Source organism: Flavobacterium sp. (assembly GCF_046317795.1).
Classification (GTDB): Bacteria; Bacteroidota; Bacteroidia; order Flavobacteriales; family Flavobacteriaceae; genus Flavobacterium.
In genome coordinates this window covers 1-22,632 of record NZ_JBKCVI010000011.1, presented here as the reverse complement: position 1 = coordinate 22,632, position 22,632 = coordinate 1, and the positions used below count along the sequence as shown (strand labels likewise).

General features: G+C 31.5%; 20 protein-coding genes and 1 pseudogene. 1 reads left to right on the top strand and 20 read right to left on the bottom strand.

Features of this window, described 5'->3' with window-relative positions; all coding sequences use genetic code 11:
- Position 1 precedes the first annotated feature (1 nt).
- Together ACK5ON_RS00565 and ACK5ON_RS00560 are read right to left on the bottom strand one after the other, a co-directional pair.
- Positions 2 to 1,291, bottom strand: a complete 1,290-nt coding sequence (locus ACK5ON_RS00565) for a polysaccharide ABC transporter ATP-binding protein (RefSeq protein ID WP_409818888.1) — start codon at positions 1,289 to 1,291, stop codon at positions 2 to 4.
- Between the two features lie 180 nt (positions 1,292 to 1,471).
- Positions 1,472 to 2,326 carry an ABC transporter permease gene (locus tag ACK5ON_RS00560; RefSeq protein WP_409818885.1) on the bottom strand — a complete coding sequence of 285 codons (855 nt, stop codon included), beginning with the start codon at positions 2,324 to 2,326 and terminating at the stop codon, positions 1,472 to 1,474.
- Positions 2,327 to 2,513: 187 nt separating this feature from the next.
- Between ACK5ON_RS00560 and ACK5ON_RS00555 the strand changes: the two genes are divergently transcribed.
- Positions 2,514 to 3,251: a tyrosine-protein phosphatase gene (locus ACK5ON_RS00555; RefSeq protein WP_409818884.1), complete on the top strand. Its 738-nt coding sequence runs from the start codon at positions 2,514 to 2,516 to the stop codon at positions 3,249 to 3,251.
- On the opposite strand, the gene ACK5ON_RS00550 is transcribed toward ACK5ON_RS00555, so the two are convergent.
- The 18 genes and pseudogenes from ACK5ON_RS00550 to ACK5ON_RS00465 form a co-directional block, all read right to left on the bottom strand.
- On the bottom strand, positions 3,234 to 5,636 hold the full coding sequence (locus tag ACK5ON_RS00550) for a GumC family protein (RefSeq protein WP_409818881.1): 2,403 nt from the start codon (positions 5,634 to 5,636) through the stop codon (positions 3,234 to 3,236). The two genes, ACK5ON_RS00555 and ACK5ON_RS00550, sit on opposite strands and share 18 nt — an antisense overlap.
- A 1-nt stretch (position 5,637) precedes the next feature.
- A complete protein-coding gene (locus ACK5ON_RS00545; protein WP_409818879.1) occupies positions 5,638 to 6,405 on the bottom strand; it encodes a polysaccharide biosynthesis/export family protein in 768 nt (255 codons plus the stop codon).
- 42 nt (positions 6,406 to 6,447) lie between these two features.
- Positions 6,448 to 8,391: a polysaccharide biosynthesis protein gene (locus tag ACK5ON_RS00540; protein ID WP_409818876.1), complete on the bottom strand. Its 1,944-nt coding sequence runs from the start codon at positions 8,389 to 8,391 to the stop codon at positions 6,448 to 6,450.
- Between the two features lie 51 nt (positions 8,392 to 8,442).
- Positions 8,443 to 9,579: a DegT/DnrJ/EryC1/StrS family aminotransferase gene (locus tag ACK5ON_RS00535; protein WP_409818874.1), complete on the bottom strand. Its 1,137-nt coding sequence runs from the start codon at positions 9,577 to 9,579 to the stop codon at positions 8,443 to 8,445.
- A 12-nt stretch (positions 9,580 to 9,591) separates the two neighbouring features.
- On the bottom strand, positions 9,592 to 10,188 hold the full coding sequence (locus ACK5ON_RS00530; RefSeq protein ID WP_409818871.1) for a sugar transferase: 597 nt from the start codon (positions 10,186 to 10,188) through the stop codon (positions 9,592 to 9,594).
- Positions 10,149 to 10,784 carry a NeuD/PglB/VioB family sugar acetyltransferase gene (locus ACK5ON_RS00525; protein WP_409818869.1) on the bottom strand — a complete coding sequence of 212 codons (636 nt, stop codon included), beginning with the start codon at positions 10,782 to 10,784 and terminating at the stop codon, positions 10,149 to 10,151. Before ACK5ON_RS00525 ends, ACK5ON_RS00530 begins: the two co-directional genes overlap by 40 nt.
- 8 nt (positions 10,785 to 10,792) lie before the next feature.
- A complete protein-coding gene (locus ACK5ON_RS00520; protein ID WP_409818867.1) occupies positions 10,793 to 11,458 on the bottom strand; it encodes a sugar transferase in 666 nt (221 codons plus the stop codon).
- On the bottom strand, positions 11,401 to 12,405 hold the full coding sequence (locus ACK5ON_RS00515) for a sugar-transfer associated ATP-grasp domain-containing protein (protein WP_409818865.1): 1,005 nt from the start codon (positions 12,403 to 12,405) through the stop codon (positions 11,401 to 11,403). Before ACK5ON_RS00515 ends, ACK5ON_RS00520 begins: the two co-directional genes overlap by 58 nt.
- Positions 12,402 to 13,538, bottom strand: coding sequence for a hypothetical protein (locus ACK5ON_RS00510; protein WP_409818863.1), 1,137 nt, complete (start codon positions 13,536 to 13,538; stop codon positions 12,402 to 12,404). Before ACK5ON_RS00510 ends, ACK5ON_RS00515 begins: the two co-directional genes overlap by 4 nt.
- Before the next feature lie 7 nt (positions 13,539 to 13,545).
- Positions 13,546 to 14,691 carry a glycosyltransferase family 4 protein gene (locus tag ACK5ON_RS00505; protein WP_409818861.1) on the bottom strand — a complete coding sequence of 382 codons (1,146 nt, stop codon included), beginning with the start codon at positions 14,689 to 14,691 and terminating at the stop codon, positions 13,546 to 13,548.
- A gap of 16 nt (positions 14,692 to 14,707) precedes the next feature.
- Positions 14,708 to 15,862 (bottom strand): GDP-mannose 4,6-dehydratase, encoded by a 1,155-nt coding sequence (gene gmd / locus ACK5ON_RS00500; RefSeq protein ID WP_409818859.1) that lies wholly within the window; start codon positions 15,860 to 15,862, stop codon positions 14,708 to 14,710.
- 25 nt (positions 15,863 to 15,887) lie between these two features.
- Entirely contained in the window at positions 15,888 to 16,835 is a 948-nt protein-coding gene (locus ACK5ON_RS00495) for a GDP-L-fucose synthase family protein (protein WP_409818857.1), read from the bottom strand.
- A gap of 6 nt (positions 16,836 to 16,841) precedes the next feature.
- Positions 16,842 to 17,975, bottom strand: coding sequence for a glycosyltransferase family 4 protein (locus tag ACK5ON_RS00490; RefSeq protein ID WP_409818855.1), 1,134 nt, complete (start codon positions 17,973 to 17,975; stop codon positions 16,842 to 16,844).
- A complete protein-coding gene (locus ACK5ON_RS00485) occupies positions 17,959 to 18,894 on the bottom strand; it encodes an NAD-dependent epimerase/dehydratase family protein (protein ID WP_409818853.1) in 936 nt (311 codons plus the stop codon). Before ACK5ON_RS00485 ends, ACK5ON_RS00490 begins: the two co-directional genes overlap by 17 nt.
- Before the next feature lie 57 nt (positions 18,895 to 18,951).
- A complete protein-coding gene (locus tag ACK5ON_RS00480; protein WP_409818850.1) occupies positions 18,952 to 20,016 on the bottom strand; it encodes a glycosyltransferase in 1,065 nt (354 codons plus the stop codon).
- The gene (locus ACK5ON_RS00475) at positions 20,013 to 20,918 is read right to left on the bottom strand and encodes a glycosyltransferase family 2 protein (RefSeq protein WP_409818847.1); all 906 of its coding nucleotides are present in this window, start codon (positions 20,916 to 20,918) and stop codon (positions 20,013 to 20,015) included. The genes ACK5ON_RS00480 and ACK5ON_RS00475 overlap by 4 nt, the downstream gene beginning before the upstream one ends.
- A gap of 15 nt (positions 20,919 to 20,933) precedes the next feature.
- A complete protein-coding gene (locus ACK5ON_RS00470; RefSeq protein WP_409818844.1) occupies positions 20,934 to 21,581 on the bottom strand; it encodes an acetyltransferase in 648 nt (215 codons plus the stop codon).
- Positions 21,575 to 22,522 (bottom strand): annotated as a pseudogene (locus tag ACK5ON_RS00465) (DegT/DnrJ/EryC1/StrS family aminotransferase); the annotation flags it as partial. The pseudogene ACK5ON_RS00465 and the gene ACK5ON_RS00470, both read right to left, overlap by 7 nt.
- Between the last annotated feature and the right edge of the window lie 110 nt (positions 22,523 to 22,632).

The following is a 22,632-nucleotide window of genomic DNA, read 5'->3' as shown; positions in this document are numbered from 1 at the left end:
CTTAGTTGATTTTAATTTTCCACTCTAATTTAGGCATTATAATTCCTGGTCTAGTATCAGTAAAGGCGCTATTAATTCCATCAAAATTAATTACATTAAATCTCAATAATAAAGTATCATCATAAATAATCCATCTATTATTGTGAATACCAACGACTGGTTTAATTGCAAATAAGCCCTCTTTTAATAAATTTTCTGGTATCGTTGCATGAATAGTGTAGCTTCCTTTATTCATAATATTGATTTTTACATCTTCATCATTATGAAATGTTCTAAATATAACCAATCCCGTGCTCAAATCAATTAAATCAAAACCAATTCGTAGACCTAAAATTTCCTTTAAAAGATTGAATTCAAAATTTATGTGAATCTTTTTATTTGTAAAAAAGTTATTTTGATTAGAAAAATCTTGATCTAATAAAAATCTTTTTAAAATAAAAATTTCATCATCTTGTTTTTGTATAAACTCTTGAATTGAATTTACAATCAGATTTTTATTCTCAAAATTTAAATAGGATGTAATACCTTCATCTATGTTTCCTTCATAGTCAACTAAACCATTTTCTAATACAATTATTTTTGAACATAATTGTTTCACCGCCGCCATATTATGACTCACAAACAAAACAGTTCTACCCTCACCCTTACTGACATCATTCATCTTGCCCAAACACTTTTTTTGAAAATCAGCATCACCTACGGCTAAAACTTCATCCACAATTAGAATTTCACTTTCTAAATGGGCAGCTACAGCAAAAGCCAATCGTACATACATTCCCGAAGAATACCTTTTTACCGGCGTGTCTATATAACGTTCCACACCTGAAAAAGCTATTATTTCATCTATCTTTCGAGTTATTTCATGCTTCCTCATTCCTAAAATAGCGCCATTCAAGTAAATGTTTTCCCTTCCAGTCATCTCAGGGTGAAATCCAGTACCAACTTCCAATAAGGAAGCAATTCGTCCTTTGGTATAAATTCGACCAGTGGTAGGTTGTGTAACTTGGCTTAATATTTTTAACAGTGTACTTTTCCCAGCACCATTGCGACCAATAATACCTATTGATTCTCCTTCATTTATTTCAAAATTAATATCACGCAAAGACCATACATAATCACTTTCTCCTTTGGTAGATCGATTATTGGTTTCCCCTATTTTTAAAAACGGATTTTCTTTTCCTTGAACACTATACCACCAGCGCTTTAAATCATCACGTACTGTGCCAGTTCCAACGAGTCCAAGACGGTATTGTTTTGATATATCTTCCGCTTTTAGTACTACTCTACTCATATGCAACTTTCGGTTTTGTTTGTTCCTTGATAAACTAGGATTTAATTATGTTAATCTAAAATCAAAATTATTTTCCTCAGATTAGCATTGTTTAGACGGATTGTATTTTTTAATATTAGGTAGCATTCTCTAAATCAATATGCTTCTTTACTGCTCTTTGTTATTAAAATCTAATATCATTTAAACAGTATCTATAAATGTTTTTTGTGATTTGTTGAAAACAACTATTCCGATAGTTAAAATAACTACAGCAAACAAACTAGGATAAACCAAAGACCATACTGAAAAATGGCCTATACCGATAAAAGCAAAACGCATAAAATCAAACAAAGCAACTAAAGGGTTTAAAGTAACCAACCATTTATAATCTGAAGGTATGGATGAGCTAGGATAAATAACTGGAGTGATATACATAAACAATTGTATTCCAAAAGTAATCAACTGACTTAAATCTTTATATTTCGCAGTCATAGCTGTTAATACCAATCCCAACCCCAAGGCGATTAATGCCATCAGAAGAATAATGAAAGGCAATAATAGAATATAAAGACTGGGTTGGATTTGCCCTTTCGCAACAAAATAGAAAACAAAACAAAGAAACATGAGAAATTGAACCCCAAATTTCATTAAATTAGAAATTACTACAGTTAGTGGCATGATTAACCTTGGAAAATATACTTTTCCAAAAATACTAGCATTAGCTGTAAAAACGCCAGCAACTGAAGTGAGACAATTTGAAAAATAGCTCCACAAAGTGATACCAGCCATATAAAAAATAATTTTCGGTGCACCATCAGTAGATAATTGAGCAATGTTTCCAAAAATAATAGTAAAGGTTATCGTAGTCAACAAAGGTTGAATAAAAAACCACAATGGACCCAAAATGGTTTGTTTATAAACCGTAACAAAATCTCTCTTCACAAACAAAAATAACAAATCTCTATAATGCCAAATTTCATTGAGCCGGACGTCAAAAAGCGAAGTATGGCCTTTGATAACTAAATCCCAATCTTCCGTAATTGAATTATTTTTCACAATTTTATTCTCAATTTATAATTAAATATCAACTTGTCTTCTAAGCTACTGTGGTTACTCTATCCCGCAAATATATAAATTAGCATAGCCCTTTGAAAAGAAACATCCCAATATTATTTAGTTATGTATTAAATAAGTTAATTTTAAATTTATAATTGAGTATTTTTACAACACTAAATGGACAATTTTGACTCACTTTTTCAAACAAAAACCTCTTTTATGTGATTTGATACCAGACAATCACATAGACATCCATTCCCATTTACTTCCTGGGATTGACGATGGAGCAATTACTTTGGAAGATAGCATTTCTCTAATTTCTCAAATGAGTACCTTGGGTTTCAAAAATATAATTACGACACCTCATATAATAACAAATGTTTGGGATAACAACGAAGAATCAATTAGGAGTATACATCAAGAAACATTAGGGATAGTTCAAGATAAATGTAATGTTGATACATTTAAAGCAGCTTGTGAATACATGTTAGATTCGTATTTTTTAAAAAGACTAGAAACCGAAAAACTATTAACTATAAAAGATAATTATGTATTGGTAGAAATGTCGTATTTAAGTCCTCCATTTCAATTATATGAAATATTGTTTGAAATTCAATTAGCAGGATACAAGCCCATTTTAGCACATCCTGAGCGTTATTTATATTATCACAACAATTTCAATGAGTATGATAAACTCAAAAAAGCGGGATGTCTCTTTCAATTAAACCTATTATCAACTGTAGAGTATTATGGTAAATTCATAACAAAAATAACTGATAAATTATTAAAAAACGAGTATTATGATTTTGTTGGCACTGATGTCCACCATCAGAAACATATCAATTCGTTCAAGAATAAAATAGCAATTAAAAATATTGAGGCATTAAAATATGTTATACTCAATAATTTATTTTTTCTTGAATGAAAATTTATCTTTCCAAGAAATTTTTTCTTCATCAACTCCATAGCCATAGCCATAACCGTAGCCATAACCGTAGCCATAACCGTAACCGTAACCATAAGATTTTTTCAAATCAGTATCATTCAATACTAAAGACAGATTAGGTAATTTTTTCTCTTGATATAAATCTTGAATGAATCCTAACATTCGTTTATCAAGATAATTAGCACGAATAACATAAATAAAAGCATCGGCGTTTTTAGCAATCAGTAACGTATCAGTAACCAAGCTAACAGGTGGCGTGTCAACAATAATATAGTCGTACTCTTTTTTTAATTCATCAAACAAATCATGTATTTTATTAGAACTTAATAATTCTACCGGATTTGGTGGAATTACACCTGACGGCAAAGCGTAAAATGCTTCAAAATTGTCAATTTTAACAATGTAATCGTTTATGTTTTGGTCATTTCTAGCAAGATAATTAGTCAATCCTTTTGCGGGAATGTTGATATAACTATTCAATTTAGGGTTACGAACATCAAGTCCAATAATAAGTACTTTTTTGGAAGATAAAGCAATAGTAGCGGCAAGATTAACAGACACAAATGTCTTTCCCTCTTTGGGTATGGAAGAAGTTACGAAAATAGTTTTACACTTAGTATCGCTAATAGTACTTAACACAAAATCAAGGTTAGTGCGAATCATTCGTATTGCTTCGGCAGAACTAGATCGACTATGAACTTCAATAATTTTGTCATTAGTTTCAGATGATGGAATATCGCCTAAATAAGGAATTGAAACTACTTTTTCGACATCACGTCTACTCTTTACCTTAGTATCAAGGAAATCTTTAATAAAAATAACTATAAATGGAATGCCTATACCAGCAAGAAGTGCAAAAATTTTAATTATGTTTCTATTTGGAGATACAGGTGAATTTGATACCAAAGCAGAGTCAATAATCTTAGCGTTTGGAGCAGTAACGGCAAGTGTAATTCCTATTTCTTCTCTTTTTTGAAGTAAATAAACGTAAAGTGTTTCTTTTATTTTTTGTTGTCTATCAATTACTTTAAATTCTCTTCCTTGACTAGGAATACTTGATATTTTACTGCTAAGCAAATTTTCTTGCTTTTCTAGATCTCCTCTTTTAATTTGTAATGTTGTGATTAAACGATTTAGATTTTCTGCTATATTCAATCTCATATCGATTATCTTATTATTAAGATTTACAACGGTTAAGTTTTTTTCGGTAGCACTAGTTAAGTTTCTGTTTTTTTGAATCACTAAGCTATTATACTCATTTATCAAATCACCAGTATTTGAAACGCTTCCGTCAAATGAAACAATATTATTTGGTATGATGGCATCCTTTGGAGCATTTTTTAAGTAATCAATCATGGAGTTAACCACTTTAATTTGTGTTTCTGTTTGAATTAATTCTTGTTGGAAATCGTTGGAATTTTCAATGAAAGACTCTGCGTTACTTTGAATATCGGTTAATTTATTACTTTTTAAAAACGTTTCTCCAAGTTTTTCAACATCACCAAGTTCTTCTGAAATGAATTTTAATCTTTCATCAATAAATTTTTGGGTGTTTTTTGAAATATAATTATTGTCGTCAATGGCATCTTGATTGTAAATTTCAATTATGCTATTTAATAAATCTTGAGCTTTTTGCGGGACAGGATCGATTAATGTAAGTTCTACTACACTAGAATTTTTACTAAGAGGGACTACTGAAACTCTATTTCTAAAACTTTGTACAACTTGTTCTAATTTATTTATGTTCATCATAATTGAAAAATTTGGATCAATTTCACTTTTTTCAATTATTGGTCTTTTAGTAATGACCATTTTTGCATTGAATAAATTTATAATCGTGCCGTATTTAAAAATTCCGAGTGATTTTGTTTCGGAAGATTTTAATTCAAAAGTTTGATTTGAACTGTATTCGATTAAATACGATTGCTGAATATTATAAAAATTGTCTTTTACATCAAAAAAAGAAACCTCTATGGGGTTTTTTTCATAAAACTCCTGAACTTTTACACGACCTTCAATAAAAAAAGAAACATTAAAATTAAGTTTTTTAATTGCTTTTTCTAAAATACTTCTTGACTTGATAACCTCAATTTCATTGTCTACATTATTCTTTGTATTCATTAAACCTAAATCGTTAAATGAACTTAATTCAGACTGAAAATTACCTTTTCTGTCATCTTTTACAAGTATAGTTGCCACTGCTTTATATTGTGGTTGTGTATATCTTAAATAAAGAAACGAAAAAAATAATGTTATAATTACTGAAAACAAAAACCAAGGCCAATATTTAAAATAACTATCTATTTGTTCTCTAAGATTTATACTTTCATCTTGAAGTTTATCTTGAAAAGAATTTTCTTTCATATTATCTTTGTAATAGAATTAGTATGGAAATAATAATGGATGCCGCAGAGATAATTCCTAAAACATTAGGACCAAAACTTGAAGAATTAATTCTAGTTTTATTTGGCTCTACAACTATAACATCGTTTTGGGTTAAATAGTAAAATTCAGAGTTTACAAAACTTGAATTGGTAATGTCTACTCTATTATAGGTTTTTTGATTGTTTTTTTCTCTAATAATGAGAATGTTGTTTCTTTTTCCATAAATAGTCAAATCACCTGCAATTGCAAGTGCCTCCAATAGCGTTACACGCTCACTACTGAAAGTATAACTACCAGGTTTAATTACTTCACCTAAGACCGAAACTTTATAATTTAAAATTCTTAAATTAATTGTTGGATTTGTGATATAAGGTTTTACTTTTTGAGTAAGTTCTTTAATTGCTTCAGAACGGGTAAGCCCAGCCAAAGAAATTTTCCCTAAAACAGGAAACTCGATTTGACCATAACTATCAATAAGATACGTTCTTATACTTGACTGACTCTCATCAACTTTATAATTTCCTTGAATTTGAGGAATATTAAACATATAGGTAACTTCTGGATCATCGGCAGAAACAATTATACTCAACAAATCATCATTCTTTAAAACTGGCTCATAGGATAAGGAATTGCTAGCTTTTATAGTATCTACATCCTGAAGATAAACAATATCTTTCTTCGAGGCACAAGATAGAAAAAAAATTGAGAAAAAAAGGAGCAGAAGTTTGGTTAAAAAGGATACGCGCATAATTTTTTTGGCAAATGTAATGTAATTTGATAAAATTTTTTATTAAAAATCTAATGTTTCAAAAACAGAATTCATACTTTTAAATTCAGGAATTATTTTTTTCATCATAGAAACTATTTCTTCATTTGAAGAATATTTGGCTGTGTGGAGTAATTCGTTAATATCCATTTCTAGATTATCGAAATTGTCAGCATGTTCTAATCCTATCATAATTTTTTCATTATGCGTTGGTAATGTTTTTGCAGAATTGTTCAAAAGCTCTTCATATAATTTTTCACCAGGACGAAGACCAATAATTTTAATTTTTATTTCTTTATCAGGAACAAATCCAGCCAATCGTATCATTTTATTGGCTAAATCTATAATTTTAACTGGTTTTCCCATATCAAAAATATAAATTTCACCACCATTTCCCATTGCACCCGCTTCTAAAACCAACTGACATGCTTCTGGAATAGTCATAAAATACCTAATAATATCAGGATGAGTAATAGTTATTGGACCACCTTCCTGAATTTGTTGGCTAAACAAAGGAACTACTGAGCCATTTGATCCTAAAACATTTCCAAAGCGAGTAGTAATAAATTTTGTTGAACTATTTGACTTTTCATGTAGTTTAAAATTATAAGATTGTACATATTTTTCAGCTATTCGCTTACTTGCGCCCATTACACTACTGGGGTTAACAGCTTTATCTGTAGAAATTAAAACAAATTTTTCTACTCCATAACTCCCAGACAAATCGACTAAATTTTTTGTTCCCAAAACATTAGTAAATATTGCTTGAGCAGGATTTTCTTCCATCAACGGTACATGTTTGTAAGCAGCGGCATGATAAACATAATTAGGCTCATAATTTCTGAATACACGTTCTAATATTTCATAATTACGGATATCGGCAATAATCGTTTTAATTTCTATTGATTTTGAAAAAGTGTCTATTTCGAGTTTTAAACTGTGGAGTGGTGACTCGGCTTGGTCTAAAATAATTATTTTTTTGGGTTGATAGTTAATGATTTGTCGAACAATTTCGCTACCTATAGATCCAGCGCAACCAGTAATTAATACTGTTTTATTATTAATTTGAGACGAAATTCTTTTAGTATCCAATACAATTGGCTTTCGTTCTAATAAATCTTCAATATCAAAATTCTTTACTTGATTTGAAATTTGTTTTTGGTCTTCCCAATCGGTAATTAATGGTACAGTAAAAACTTTAAAATTATATTCTAGACATTCTTCAACTAGCGCTATTGTTTCTTCTTTTGTTAAGCTCTTTTCAGCAATAATTAATGCTTCTGCTCCAACACTTCGCATGATCACATGAACACTTTTAGTCTGATTGATTATGGGTAAGTCTAAAATACTTTTAGATGTTTTTACTTGCTGAAATTTATCAATAAAAGCAGTGAGTTTAAAACGAGCTGGTTTTTCCGTTTTCAATGCATTGGCAACAGAAATAGCGTTGGCATCAGAACCATAAATAACAGCTTTAATTAAATTATTTTTATTGATGGCTTGAAAATAAGTTTCAAAAATATTTTTAACCAAAATTCTAAACAAAAAAAGAAGTAAAAATGAGATGACGTAAGTGATAAACAACCCAGTCGATAAAAATAATTTAGTCTTATTAAAATAGTAAATGCTGAAATTAGCAACCATCAAAAAAAGATACGAAAATGATGTAGCAATTAATAACTTAACACCATCAATAAATGTGGAATGGCGAATAATTCCAGCGTAAGTCCTAAAAAAAACAAAAAAACCAGCATTAACAAAAGCTACAATTATTGAACTTATTGGTCGATCCAGTGGACTTTCAAATGATACAGATAAACTATCTATAATTAAATAATTAATCAATGTAGCTACCAATACAATAGAAATATCAATAACAAAAATAATCCAACGAGGCAGGTAGCCAATGTTTTGGAATCTATTATTAAATATTTTTTTTATAAAGGTTTGAAATATTGATGTTATCATCATGAATAATCTAACAAACAAATTTAAGATAAAATTAACAACAAAAGCATCCTATTTAAAAAATTCATCAAAAGCAATTATAATTCTCTCTTTATCGAGATTTGTTAAATTGGAACCAGATGGTAAACATAGCCCTGTAGCAAATAAATTTTCGCAAACAAAACCACCATAATAAGGGTATTTTTTAAAGATAGGTTGTAAATGCATAGGTTTCCACAAAGGACGTGTTTCAATATTTTTGGTTTCCAGAAAAAGTCTAAGATCGTCAGGAGTTTTGTTTATTTTTTTTACATCAAAAATAATACAAGACAACCAATGGTTTGAATAGTAATTCGCATGAGGTTCTCTGAAAACGGTAACTCCATTTATATTTTCAAAATAATCAACATATAAAGAGTGCATTGCTCTGCGATTCAAAATATGATCATTTAAAACTTGCATTTGACCTCTACCTATTCCTGCCGAAATATTACTCAATCTATAATTGTACCCTATTGCTGAATGTTGATAATGTGGTGCAGAATCGCGTGCTTGTGTAGCTAAAAAAACTGCTTTTTCTTTTTCAGTCTCTTTTGAAGCAACTAATGCGCCACCTCCAGAAGTTGTGATGATTTTATTTCCATTGAAAGATAAAGCTGCCAATGTTCCAAAAGTTCCACACATCTTTCCTTTGAAATGACTTCCCAGAGACTCAGCAGCGTCTTCAAGAATAGGAATAGAAAACTGATTTGCAATTTCCATAATTGATTCTACATCAAATGGCATTCCATACAAATGGACTGCAATGATTGCTTTGGGCTTTTTTCCTTTAGCAATTCTATCTAAAATTGCCTCTTCTAGTGCTTTCGGACAAATATTCCAAGTATTTGGTTCGCTATCCACAAATATTGGAATGGCACCTTGATACAAAATCGGATTTGCAGAGGCCGAAAAGGTAAAACTTTGACAAATAACTTCATCGCCTGCCTTAACGTCAAGTAAAATGAGTCCTAAATGTAAAGCAGCAGTTCCAGAGCTCAAGGCAGCCACAAAAGTATTACTACCTAAGAAATTCTCTAAATCCTTTTCAAATCCTGTAACATTTGGACCAAGTGGTGCAACCCAATTAGTATTGAATGCTTCTTGAACAAATTGTTGTTCCGTTCCACCCATGTGAGGTGAAGAAAGCCATATTTTTGAAGTATTCATTAGTAGAAATAGTTAATTTAATTCTTGTATTGTTTTCCAAATTATTTTTACATCTAACCAAAAAGATTGATGGTAAAAGTAGTCTAAATTCATCTTTACTTTATCAGGAAAAATAACGGTATCATTATAAAATAAAGGGTTCTCTTGTTGCTCCAGAATGGTCTCTTCATTGTAATATTTTAAAGAAGCTATACTAGTAATCCCTGGCTTTAACTCCAAAATTTTTCTGTCTTCACCTTCTAATTTGTCATAGTACCCTTCAATATCAGGTCTTGGTCCAACTATACTCATATTACCTATTAAAACATTAAAAAACTGTGGTAGTTCATCGAGTTTATGTTTTCGCATCCATGTTCCAAAAGGTGTAACTTTTTGACTTGTATCATGCATTGATTTTAACTTAAAAATGGTGAATGTTTTTCCATACTGACCTATTCTTTGTTGAAAATACAAACCATTTGATCTTGATTGTAAACTAGCTAGAATGTAAAAAAACAGTAAAAATCCGCTTAAAAATAATAAGATAATTAATGAAAATATAAAGTCAAATAGTCGTTTACTCAAAACTATTACAATATTGGTTTTGCTGGAATACCTGTTACAGTACACGATACTACTATATCTTTTGTAACCATAGCTTGGCCACCTATTTTACTATTACTAGCAATACTAATTCCTTGTAATGTACAAGAACCAATTCCCATTTCAACAGAATCACCTAATATAGTATTTCCACCTAAATTTACTCCAGGCGAAAGAGACGAAAAAGAGTCAATAGAACAATTGTGCCCAACAGCACAATTCATATTGATAACAACAAAATCTCCAATACAAGATTCATAGTTTATAGAAATTCCAGGATAAAGTATTGTACCTTTTCCTATTGTTACTTCATTTGAAATCCAAGCATTTTTGGATATAAATGAGGGAAATTCAAAATCCAAATTTTGGTATTTATCAAACAAATGTTTTTTTACATTTGGAAAAGCGATTCCAAATACTAATGCTATTCCACTATTAGCAAATTCCGTTAACCTATCTACTGAACCTAACACCGGAATTCCGGCAATAATGGTATTGTGTTTCGCAACATCATCGTCTAAAAAACCTATAATTTCATAGGTTTGTATAAAATTATAATTGTTATAAGCGATGAATTTTCCAACGCTTCCAGCACCAATTATGATTAGTTTTTTATTTGTCATTTTACAATTTAATTCGTTCCATCAAAAGGTTGCATAGGTTGAGCATCACTTTGATTGACACCTTCTGTTTTTATTACTTTTATAAAAGTTTTCCAAAGTATTTTAATGTCAAATTGAAAAGATAGATGTTCAACATAAAACACATCCAACTCAAACTTTTTTGTCCAACTTATTGAATTTCTTCCGTTTACTTGTGCCCAGCCAGTTATTCCCGGTCGAACATTGTGTCGGCGTTGCTGAGCTTCTGAATACAACGGTATGTATTTGAATAAAAGCGGTCGTGGTCCAACCAAACTCATGTCGCCATTCAAAACATTTATCAATTGAGGTAATTCATCTATTGATAGTCTCCTTATGATTTTTCCAGCTTTTGTAATTCGTTGATTATCGGGTAATAGTATTCCTTTATTGTCTTTTTCATCAGTCATGGTTTTAAACTTAATGATACGAAACGCCTTTTGGTGCAAACCAGGTCTTTCTTGAAAAAAAAACACTTTACCTTTATTTTGAAAAAGTAAAATAAGTGATGCCACAAAAATAATAGGAAACATTACAACTAAAACCATAATAGCTACCAAAATATCAAATAATCTCTTAAAAATCAATCGATACATCACTAACGTAAATGAGGTTTTAAAAGTTCTTTTAATCCTTGTTTTGCTGGCAATTGCCATAATAATTTGCACCAGTCGTGATTGCCTTCTATAAATCCGGGACCATTTTCAGTAATCACTATATCCCAACCAATAGAACGATTTTGCGGATGTTGTAGTGCTGCTTTTTCTACCATTTCTAATATTTCTTTCCAAAAAGGAACTTGAAAACCTACTATAGCAACTCCAGTAACAGGATGCACTTCTTCATCCGTCTTTGTAATATCGCTATACACGCCTTTTCCTGTTACAACTCCTGTGGTTTTATCAATAACAGCAGCCATATTTCCTGCAGCCATATTATCTACTGATGAATTAACCGATATTCTTAATCGACAACCTAAAAGGTCAACTTTATTGTTTTTATCCAATTGGGTAAAGATACGAACCGTATTTACGGCAGATGGGGATAGTTTATTTAATTCAGCATGTTGCGTTATAAATTCTTCGACTAAATCGAAGGAATTATTTTCCATGAACGCTACCATAGTTGTGGGCGTAAACTTTTCAGCTTTTTCTATTTGAACAGCAATACCACATTTACCATCGGCAACTTTAAAAACAATTTTTCCTGAAGAGTTATCGATTAATTTTTGAGCTACATCGGTGTTTTTTTTGAGTGCTTCGACATCAGCTACAGTGTGAACAAAATAATTTCCGTATTTTTTGTAGAACTTGGTCTTGTCGTCTAAAATCGTTCTTTCGCTTTTAGGGTTCATTTGCAGTTGATATTCAAACATATATCCTGTTCCTGCCCAAGTACTTCGCTCCATATGATTCTGTTCAAAAAAGCGAAATTGAAAATATTCTAAAATCGAAATATTATATTTAAAAACAGATAAAATGGCTTCAAAAAGAATACTGATTTTGTTTCGACTAGTTTTTTGGGTTGTATAGTTCAAAAACAAATCTAGTTTTTTCCAATCCATTTGTTTCAGATAGTATCCTAGATATAAAAATCGTTTCATGTATTCTTAGTTATGTAGGTTCCTAATTCATCGGCAGACATAAACTCAACATCTGGCCATTTTTTTATAATAGCTTCCAGAAGTTCTTGTAATTTTTTTAATCCTTTTTCTCTATTGCTTGCATCAATATGCCCACAAAAATTGACACGATGTGAGCTAATGATAGCAGGTTTATTCCATCGAAAAGCCGTTTCTATTTGTTTCATTGTATACGATACCCAGTCAATACCTCGCACTTCAGTGGGTTCAAAAACCACATTGCGAACCATGATAGTAAGTTTTTCCTTTGTTGTTTTTCCAGTATAGTTAAATGACTTTTTGTAGTGGTCTTCTCCTTGATGTTCTTTTCTAAGTAATGCTAAATCTATATAGTCTATACCATTTTCTTTTAACGCACTAAACAATGAATGATGAATACTAAAAACTGGTGGTGTAAAATAATTGCTTTTATAACCAAAAACGGTTTCAAATTGGGTTAAACCATCAATGAGTATTGGTTTTAAATTATCATTTTCGGATACTTCCCAAAAATCAAATGCAGCAAAACTTGACATTGTAGGATACTTGTCATCTGAAATACTAGTATACGATTTGTTTTGCAAGGCAGTAAGCAAATGCTGGTCTTTATTTTTTAATTTATCATGAAAAATAGCTAAATTGAGGTGTTCCCTTCCATGAAATTGTGGTTTTAAAAAACCTTTCTGAATGCCTTCTTGCCATTTTTCCCATGCGCCAAGATAAGCTTCGGGTTGTTCTTTGGCTAATTTTGAATAGGTTTCGGGTAATAGCTCGTACTCATACTTTTGAAAACCATTGGCAGCTACTTTTTCAAAATTAATATTACAAGGCAAAGCAAAAGGTGTAAAAACGGCATTCCTTCCAGTTGCGTCTTTTACAGAGTCTAAAACTTGATACAATTGTTCCAAATCTTGTTTAGTTTCCAAAGTATCTAAGGCGTCAAAACGGGAATATACTTTCATTCCAGCTTTATCCATATTGATTCTTGCTGTTTTAGAATTTAATCGAACATTGCCATAATCATCAACAGAAAAAACAATTATTTTTCTTTTAGTTTTCCAACCAATGCTGTTTTTCAGATTACTAAATGCAGTATATATTATTGACTTTATCAACAGATTATTATAAATAAAATTCTACAAATTTATCGGCATTATCTCGTCTAAATAGCTTAGAGGTATTCAATGCGTTTTCTGACATTTGATTCCATTTTATTGGATTGACAGCTAACTCTAAAATAAATTGTTTGGCTTTTTCCAACTCTTTCTCCGTATGGCATGCCGCAGCATGAAACTGATGAGCATAATCATTCAACTCTGAGTCTTCAGCAGCAATATATAACGATGGTATTCCATAGCTCATTAAATTATAGGATTTACTTGGAACGCTTCCTTTGGAAGTCAATTCGTCCAAAATCACTATACCTAAGTCTGCTGCTGAAAGTGAGTAGGGAAACATTTCATCTGTTTGAAAAGGTAGAAAAATACAATTAGGTAAATTTTTCTTTTCCACCATTTTTTGAAGTTCAGGAACTCTAGGTCCTCGACCTATTATTTGAAAAATAATGTTTGAATTCTCTTTTAATAGTTCTGCTAACTGAACAACAACCTCAACTTTATGAGTAAGTCCAATGTTTCCAGAATACTGAACTATAAATTTTTCTTGTAAATTATGTTGTTGAATAAAAGGATTCTCATTTTTAGCAACTCGGTCATTTTCCTGAAATATTGACCAAATGGGCTGAATAATCAATTTAGATCGATCTACATATACTTCGAGTAAATCAGCCATTTTGTTTCCAATGGTAAATAGACGATATGCTTTTTTAAAGGATTTTTTATTCAAAGTTGCCCAAGATTTATATAACCATAGAGTTTCCTTCATTCCAGTAATTTTAAAAACATCTGGATACACATCCCAAATAACCATGCTGAATCGATTAGCAACTAATAAATTTAATAAATAACCCATCGGTGGTATTGAAACAAAAAACACTTCATGCTTTCTGTACTTGGTTTGTAGAAGCCAATAGATTTTAAAGCATGCTTTAATGTATGAAAGAATTTTTTTTCTCGCGGGGCGTTCTACCCATTTATTGATGTAAGTAACTTCAATATTAGAATTTAAAACTTCACCCTGAATGTGAATACTTCCAGTAACCAATGCCACATTTTCAAACTTTTCTGAGAAAGCGTTGCAAAAACCAACAGTAAGATAGTTGCTCGCCTGATTAACGACAACTATCTTTCTATCTTTAATTTTATTCATAAACTACTTTTGAATACTACTCCGCTTGTCTTAAAATTTTATGTCCGCCTGCTACTAAGTGTATATCTCTTTGAAATAATTTAACATCAGCTTCAACCATTTCTTCCACCAACATTTTTAAATCATATTTAGGTTGCCAACCCAGCTTGGTTTTAGATTTCGAAGGATCTCCTATCAATAAATCTACTTCTGTTGGTCTGAAATAAGCAGGATCAACTTTTACAAGAACAGAACCTAAAGTAGGAATTGAAAAATCTTTTGTAGAAAAGTCATTTCCTAAAGCAGCTTGGTATTTGGCTTCATCAATTGATTCAAGAATTCCAACCTCCAAAACTCCTTCACCTTCAAAACGGACACTAAATCCAACTTCTGCAAAAGCCATTTTTATAAAATCGCGAACACGCGTTGTGATTCCCGTTGCAATTACATAATCCTCTGGAGTATCTTGTTGCAAGATTCGCCACATGGCTTCTACATAATCTTTGGCATGACCCCAATCGCGTTGTGCGTCAAGATTACCCATGTATAAATCACTCTGCAATCCTAAACCGATTTTGGCAACGGCTCGTGTAATTTTTCGTGTTACAAATGTTTCTCCTCGCAAAGGTGATTCATGATTGAACAATATTCCATTACAAGCAAACATGTTATAAGCTTCTCTATAATTTACAGTAATCCAATACGCATAAATTTTAGCAACAGCATAAGGCGAACGCGGATAAAACGGTGTCGTTTCCGATTGTGGCACTGCTTGAACCAATCCGTACAACTCTGAAGTTGATGCCTGATAAATTTTAGTTTTGTTTTGCAAACCTAACAAACGAACAGCTTCCAGCAATCGTAAAGTGCCTATTCCATCTGCATTGGCAGTATATTCAGGCGTATCAAAACTCACCTTTACATGAGACATTGCAGCCAAGTTGTAGATTTCATCGGGTTGCACTTCCTGAATAATTCGCGTGATATTCATTGAATCAGTCATGTCACCATAATGCAATTTCAATCGTATTCCTTTGGCATGTGGATCTTGATACAAATGATCAATTCTGTCAGTATTGAAAAGTGACGAACGTCTTTTGACACCATGAACCATATACCCTTTTTCAAGTAATAATTCTGCTAAATAAGCACCATCTTGACCTGTTATTCCAGTAATTAATGCGGTTTTCATCTTTTTATTTTTTTATAAATAACAATTACATTTTGACTTGTTTAAACGAATTTTCGTGCTCCAAAAACCAGTTGTAGGTCGATTGAATTCCATCTTCCAAAGAAATTTTGGCTATCCATCCTTGGTTTGCCATTTTGGATACATCCAATAATTTTCTTGGAGTTCCATCTGGTTTTGAGCTATCCCATATGATTTCACCGGTATGACCGACTGTTTTTTGGATTAATTCTGCCAAGGATTTTATGGTTAAATCAACTCCAGTTCCAACATTGTATAAGTTTTCAGCAAACGGATTTTCGAGAGCAAAAACAACTGCTTCTGCTAAATCATAAACATGTAAAAACTCTCTCATGGGCGAACCAGAACCCCATAGTTCGACAGGCTCACTATTGGCTTTGGCTTCGTGAAATTTTCTCATCATGGCTGGTAGTACGTGTGACGTCTGCAAATCGAAATTATCGTTTGGACCGTATAAATTAGTTGGCATCAAACTCACGAAATCTTTACCAAACTGTTTACGTATAGCTTCGCAAGCTTTTACTCCCGATATTTTGGCAATCGCATACCATTCGTTTGTTGGTTCTAAAGAAGAAGTCAACAAATACTCTTCTTTCAAAGGTTGTGGCGCCAATTTAGGATAAATACAAGAACTCCCTAAAAAGATAAACTTATCTACATCTTGATGCAATGACGTATTAATGAGATTATTTTGTATCTGCATATTTTCCATTAGGAAAGTAAACGGATAATTATTGTTTGCCAATATGCCACCAACTCTAGCAGCAGCATCAATAACTACATCTGGTTTTTCAATTGCAAAAAATTCTTGAACAGCTGCTTGATTTCTCAAGTCAAGTTCTTTGCTGGTTTTGCCTATAAGGTTTTCATAATCTTTAGCTTTCAGTGCATTCCAAATGGCACTCCCAACCATTCCTTTGTGTCCTGCGATGTAAATTTTTGAAGATTTATTCATTTTGATTTATTTAAATACAGATAATAATTCGTAGGCGGCGGTTTTCATACGGTTTTCATACGAATCGTATAATAGTTTGGTATAATCTCTATTGGGATAGGTTTCTAAAATTGAAACAAGTTGTCTTACATTGTGTGGTTCAAAATAAGTTCCTGTTTCTTCTAATTGTTCCATGTTTACATTGAGATTTGCCGCGATTACCGGAACCTGAAGAGACCTTGCATCTTCAATTACGGTGCTCCAACCTTCAAATAAACTGGGTTGCAGTATCGCTTTGCAATATTTCATCAATAATAATTGATCACCACGTGGAATAAGTCCGAAAAACTTAACAGACTGTTTTAAATCATTTTTATTAATGATATCATGTAATTCCTGTAAATAGGGCGATTCCGGTTGTTCAGGAAATCGACCAGTAATTCCGATGCAAACTTCAATCCCTTTTCTTTTTAATTCGGCAACTGCTTCAAAAACAACTTTGTGGTTTTTGTGTTTGTGAAACTGATTACTTATCATGTAGAAATGTTCGGGCAAATCATACTTATTTCGAATTTCGTCAAAACTCATATCGGGCAAACCTTCAATGATAGAGACAAAATGATAAATGTGAATATTTAGTTTTTTTGGAACTTTAAAGAACTTATAAAAATCATCTTTCACGGCTTGACTAGATACCACTAAATCTTTTGAATTTTTTAGTATTAGTTTAATTCGAGCATTACGCTCAATTACTTTTCTTTTAGTAAAAAATTGCGGATAATATATGTGTTGTAAATCGGCATACCAAGAAACTAACTTGGCATCCAATTTACTTTTTACTGGATAATCATGCATCGGAAAAATGGCATCTAGCTTATGATAGACAACCAAATCATGCACAAAAGTGTTTTTGTTTTTTAGAATTGAATCCAAATAACCTTTATAAATCGAGGGAAAATTATGTGGCACTAATTCCAAATACGGATAATTAATTTCGTATACATATTTTTTAAGCGATGGGTTGTAAAGCACTACCACTGTTGGCTTGTCTTTTTCATCCAAGAAATTCAGAATGCGAATGGCATTTAATAAATAAATGATACCACCCGTCCATTTTGGATTAAAATTGAAAAGTAAACCTAATTTAAATCTGTCGTTCATATTCTAACCAATTATCTACTAAATCTTTTATTCCTTGGTTTAAACTCCATTTTGGTTCCCAACCTGTTCTTTGTTTCAATTTAGAAACATCGGCTAATAAATGCATTCTTTCCACTTTTCGAACTCGAGCAGGATCTACTTCGATAACAATCTTTTCATTCAGGATTTTTTCAAACTCTTCTACCACTTCAGTGACAGCATATTCTATCCCGCGTCCCAAATTGAAAGTATCATAACCCAAATTTTCTAATTTTATTAAAGCAAACATCGCATTCGCCATATCATGTGTATGAATGAAATCACGTTTTGGAGTCAGATTGCCTAAAGCAATTGTTCGGTTTCCTTTTCTAATCTGTTTTTCAATTTCTGGAATCAAATGCGGATTAGTTTCATTAGGTCCGAATGCATTAAAAAAACGACAGCAAATCGTATCGATTTTAGTTTCGAGATAAAATTTCTGCATCAGTTGTTCGCCAGCTAATTTGCTTAAACCATAAATGTCTAAAGGTCTTACCTCATCGGTTTCTGCAACAGCAAAATCTGAAATTGGATAAACCGCCGCAGTTGAAGCGAAGATTATTTTAGTCAGATTTTTTAGCTTTTTAGCAGCATTCAGTACATTCATTGTTCCGCGAATATTGATATCCGAAGATTCAAAAGGATGTTCGTTGCAATAGGGAATAAAGTGAACGGCTGCCAAATGAATTATAATATCTGGCGAAATGGTTTGAACAGCTTTAGAAAACGCTGCTGCATCTCGGATGTCACCAAGAAAAAAATGGTCGTCGGTAACGTTGATAAAATCTCTGTTTCCAAAGCTTAAATTATCATATACAAAGACGTCGTGGTTTTCACTTTGTAGTTTTGGAACAATTGCTGAGCCAATAAATCCGGCACCGCCAGTAATTAAAAATATCATTATAATTATTTTGTTTTTAAGTAATGATTTGCGAATGAATTAGTTAAATAACTACTTTTAATTTATAAATTCCATCATTTTTTTATGGACTATTTCTTCCGTGTATTTTTGTATTGACTTTTGTCCTTGAATTCTAAAATCTTCAATAATTGATGGATTGTCAACTAATAATTGCAGCTTTGAAAGAAATTCTTCCTCATCATTTAATGGGATTAAAAAACCATTTTTTTTATTTTCGATAATATCTGATGGTCCAGATATACAATCAAAACTAATACAAGAACATCCTGCCATCATACCTTCTGCTAGGGCATTTGGAAATCCCTCATAATAGGATGTGAAGGCAAATATTTTTGATTTGATTAGGTAGTCATCTACATTTTTTATAGCGCCACAAAGAATTACCTTATCATTTAAATTTAACTCTTTAATTTGCACTTGTAAATCATCTAATAATGGACCATCGCCCAAAATCATCAATTTCCAGTTTTGAGAATTAGATAATCTTGAAAATATAGAAATTAATTTATTAAACTGTTTGTATTCAATTAATCGACCAACACTTATAATTATATTTTCCCGTTCATCATTATCATCAAATTCTATTATTCGAATTGGATTTCCAGTAACTAAAGTATTTGTTATTTTATATTTTTCTTCTATCATTTTTGCAGCGAGTTTAGTTTGTGCTATAAACCCTGTTGCATTTTTATATGTAATTTCTCTTATTATTTTATTAAATCCTTTCCACTCTATTGTTGGCTTACTCCTATCTGAGATATATTTTGAAATTTTCAGTCCACTTGTTGAAACCAACATTAATGAATTCCAATATTCGCCAAATGAAAGTACTGATTGAGCTCTGGTGTTTTTTATTTCTTTTCTTAACCAAAAAATAATTTTAATTAAATATAGAATTCTATTTTTCTTATTGTACTCAAAGTTAGGCTCGATAATTGTAACCCTATCATCTATATCATAAAACTTTTGAACCTTTAACAAAAGTATCAAAGTCACTTCAAATTTGTTGTTTTTAGCTAAATAATTTGCATAACCCGCCATTACTCTTTCCATTCCACCCATTTGGAGTGTATGAGAGACTAAGCATATTTTTTTTTTCACAATGAATAATTTTTTTTAAATATCTTACTCAAGATGTAAAACAGATTATTTGGTAAATCAAAAATGTTCTTACTTATTGATTTCCTAAAATACTCTATACATCTTGAATCTTTTTTAACGAACAACTTTAATGAAATCACCATATATTGACGACTTAAATATTTCTTTTCAACATCCTTATATTTATCATTAAAGCTAATTGCAATTTCTTCATGCTGTTTTAACAATCTCAATTGCAAATCTAAAGGCATATCGGCTGTAACACTACTTTCATTTCTTCTATAAACTGCACTTTCAAAGGGTAAACAAAAAACACTGCCTTTTCCGAGCAAAAATAACCACAGAATCATATCGGGAAAAATGAAATTTTTATTATTAAATAACTTATCATAATTGCAGTTCTCTTCATTTCTAAAAACGGCGCTACATGTCGGAACCAATAAATTATATATGATTTCTTTTGCTGAATATTCTTTTTGTTTTAATTCTAAATTCCATTTACTGTATATGTTTTTGTTTTGATAATATTTTTTTACAGAAGTAAAGCACATTGAGGATTTAGGATTAACTTCCAAAAAATCAACTTGCTTTTGCAATTTTAAAGCATCAGTCCAATAGTCGTCACCCTCGCAAAGTGCTATATATTTTCCATTAGCTTGTTCTAAAGCCCAAATAAAGTTCAGAATCATCCCTTTATTTGAATTATGCCTTGTATATTTTATCCAGTTTGAATTGGGATGATTTTCCATAAATTGATCAACCACGTTATCTGTATTGTCTGGTGAACAATCATTGGCAATAATTAATTCTACTGCAAAATCACATTGTTGTATCAGCACTCCTTCAATGGCCTGCTTAATATATTGCTCATGACCATAGGTGATCATCACTACAGAAACCATGGGTTTTGTTATCACTTAAAAATCTAAAGGATTTAGTTCTTTTATAACTTTTGCAGGAATTCCGACAACAACACAATTTTCAGGAATATCTTTGGTAACAACGGAACCCGCTCCAATTATTACATTTTGGCCTATTTTTATATCAGGGAGAATTGTAGCATTTGATCCAACTTGGGTATAAGATCCTATTTCACTTCTTCCCAATATTGTTACACTAGGTGATATTTCAACAAAATCTCCAATTACACAATCATGAGTAATTATAGAATTATAATAGACAATGCTTCCCTTTCCAATTTTACTTCCATTAGAAAAAATTGCACCTGAAAGCACATTCGTTCCATATCCAATATTTACATCAAAAGTTCCTATAGATGCCATAGGACTTATAGTTGATGTTAATTTTCCTCCTAATTCAGAGAATTTATTAAATATTTTTTTTCTCAAAACAGGATTCCCGATACCAATAGTAAACTGATTATCTATTGTTTTAAAATAAACTGCAGCTTCATGAATTGTTCTAAATACTGGAAACTGACCAAATAATTTTTCAGGAACAGTATCATTGACATCATCATAAAAACAGATATTTTCTAGTTGTTTCAATTGATGTAAAACCTCTAATACTTCTTTTGCAAAACCTTTGGCTCCAATTATTAGCATGATAAATTAGTATTTATAAGTTTCACAATTTTTTGGGCATCTAAAATTGCTAAGTCATGAGATAAAGGCAAACACAAAATTCTGCTAGCTACACTTTCGGAAAAGGGCATCGACACTTTGTCTACGTAGGGTATCGTATTTAACGAGGGATAAAAATACCGTCGCGGGAAAATCTGCTGTTCGTTGAGCGCTTTTTGAACCTTTAAGAGTTGTTCTTCTGTTTCAAATAACACAGGATAATAACTGTAGTTCCATTGCGTGTTCGCTCTAATCTTGATTTTTTTTAAGGTAGAAAAATCAAGAGTTGCATCGTAACAATCGACAACGGCTTTTCTATTTGTTAAAATGGATTCCATGTACGGAAAAACGGCCAATCCCATTGCCGCTTGCAACTCCGAAATTTTACCGTTGATACCCAAACCGTGAAAATCTAAAGGTCCGTTATGTCCAAAATTGTGGCTATAAAACATCTTATGACGCAACAACTCGTCTTCACAAAACAAAGCACCGCCTTCTCCGGTATGAAATAACTTTGTAGCATGAAAACTACAAGTACTTACATCGCCATAGTCGAAAATAGATTGGTTATTATAAGTTACACCGAAAGCATGAGCCGCATCATAAATTACTTTTAAATTATGTTTCTTAGCAATCGCCTCAATCGCTTCAACATGACAAGGATTCCCAAAAACATGGGTTGCTAAAATACAGGTAGTTTTTTCGGTAATAGCGGCTTCAATTTTGGTTTCATCAATGGTGAGATACTCCGGATGGATATCCACAAAAACAGGCGTACAGTACTCCCAAACGATTGATGCTGTTGTAGCAACATAACTGAAAGGTGTTGTTATAATCTCTCCATTGTTTCCTAAAATCTTTAAAGCAATTTGTAATGGAATAGTCCCATTATTCATTATAATAATGTTATTAACTATGACGTATTCTTTTAATTTGTTTTATAACACTAATACTAATTCAACCCTAATTTATAAACATTGATTATACCAAACTCATTCTAGTTTAAGCTGGTATTCATTTAATGGCGGAAAGA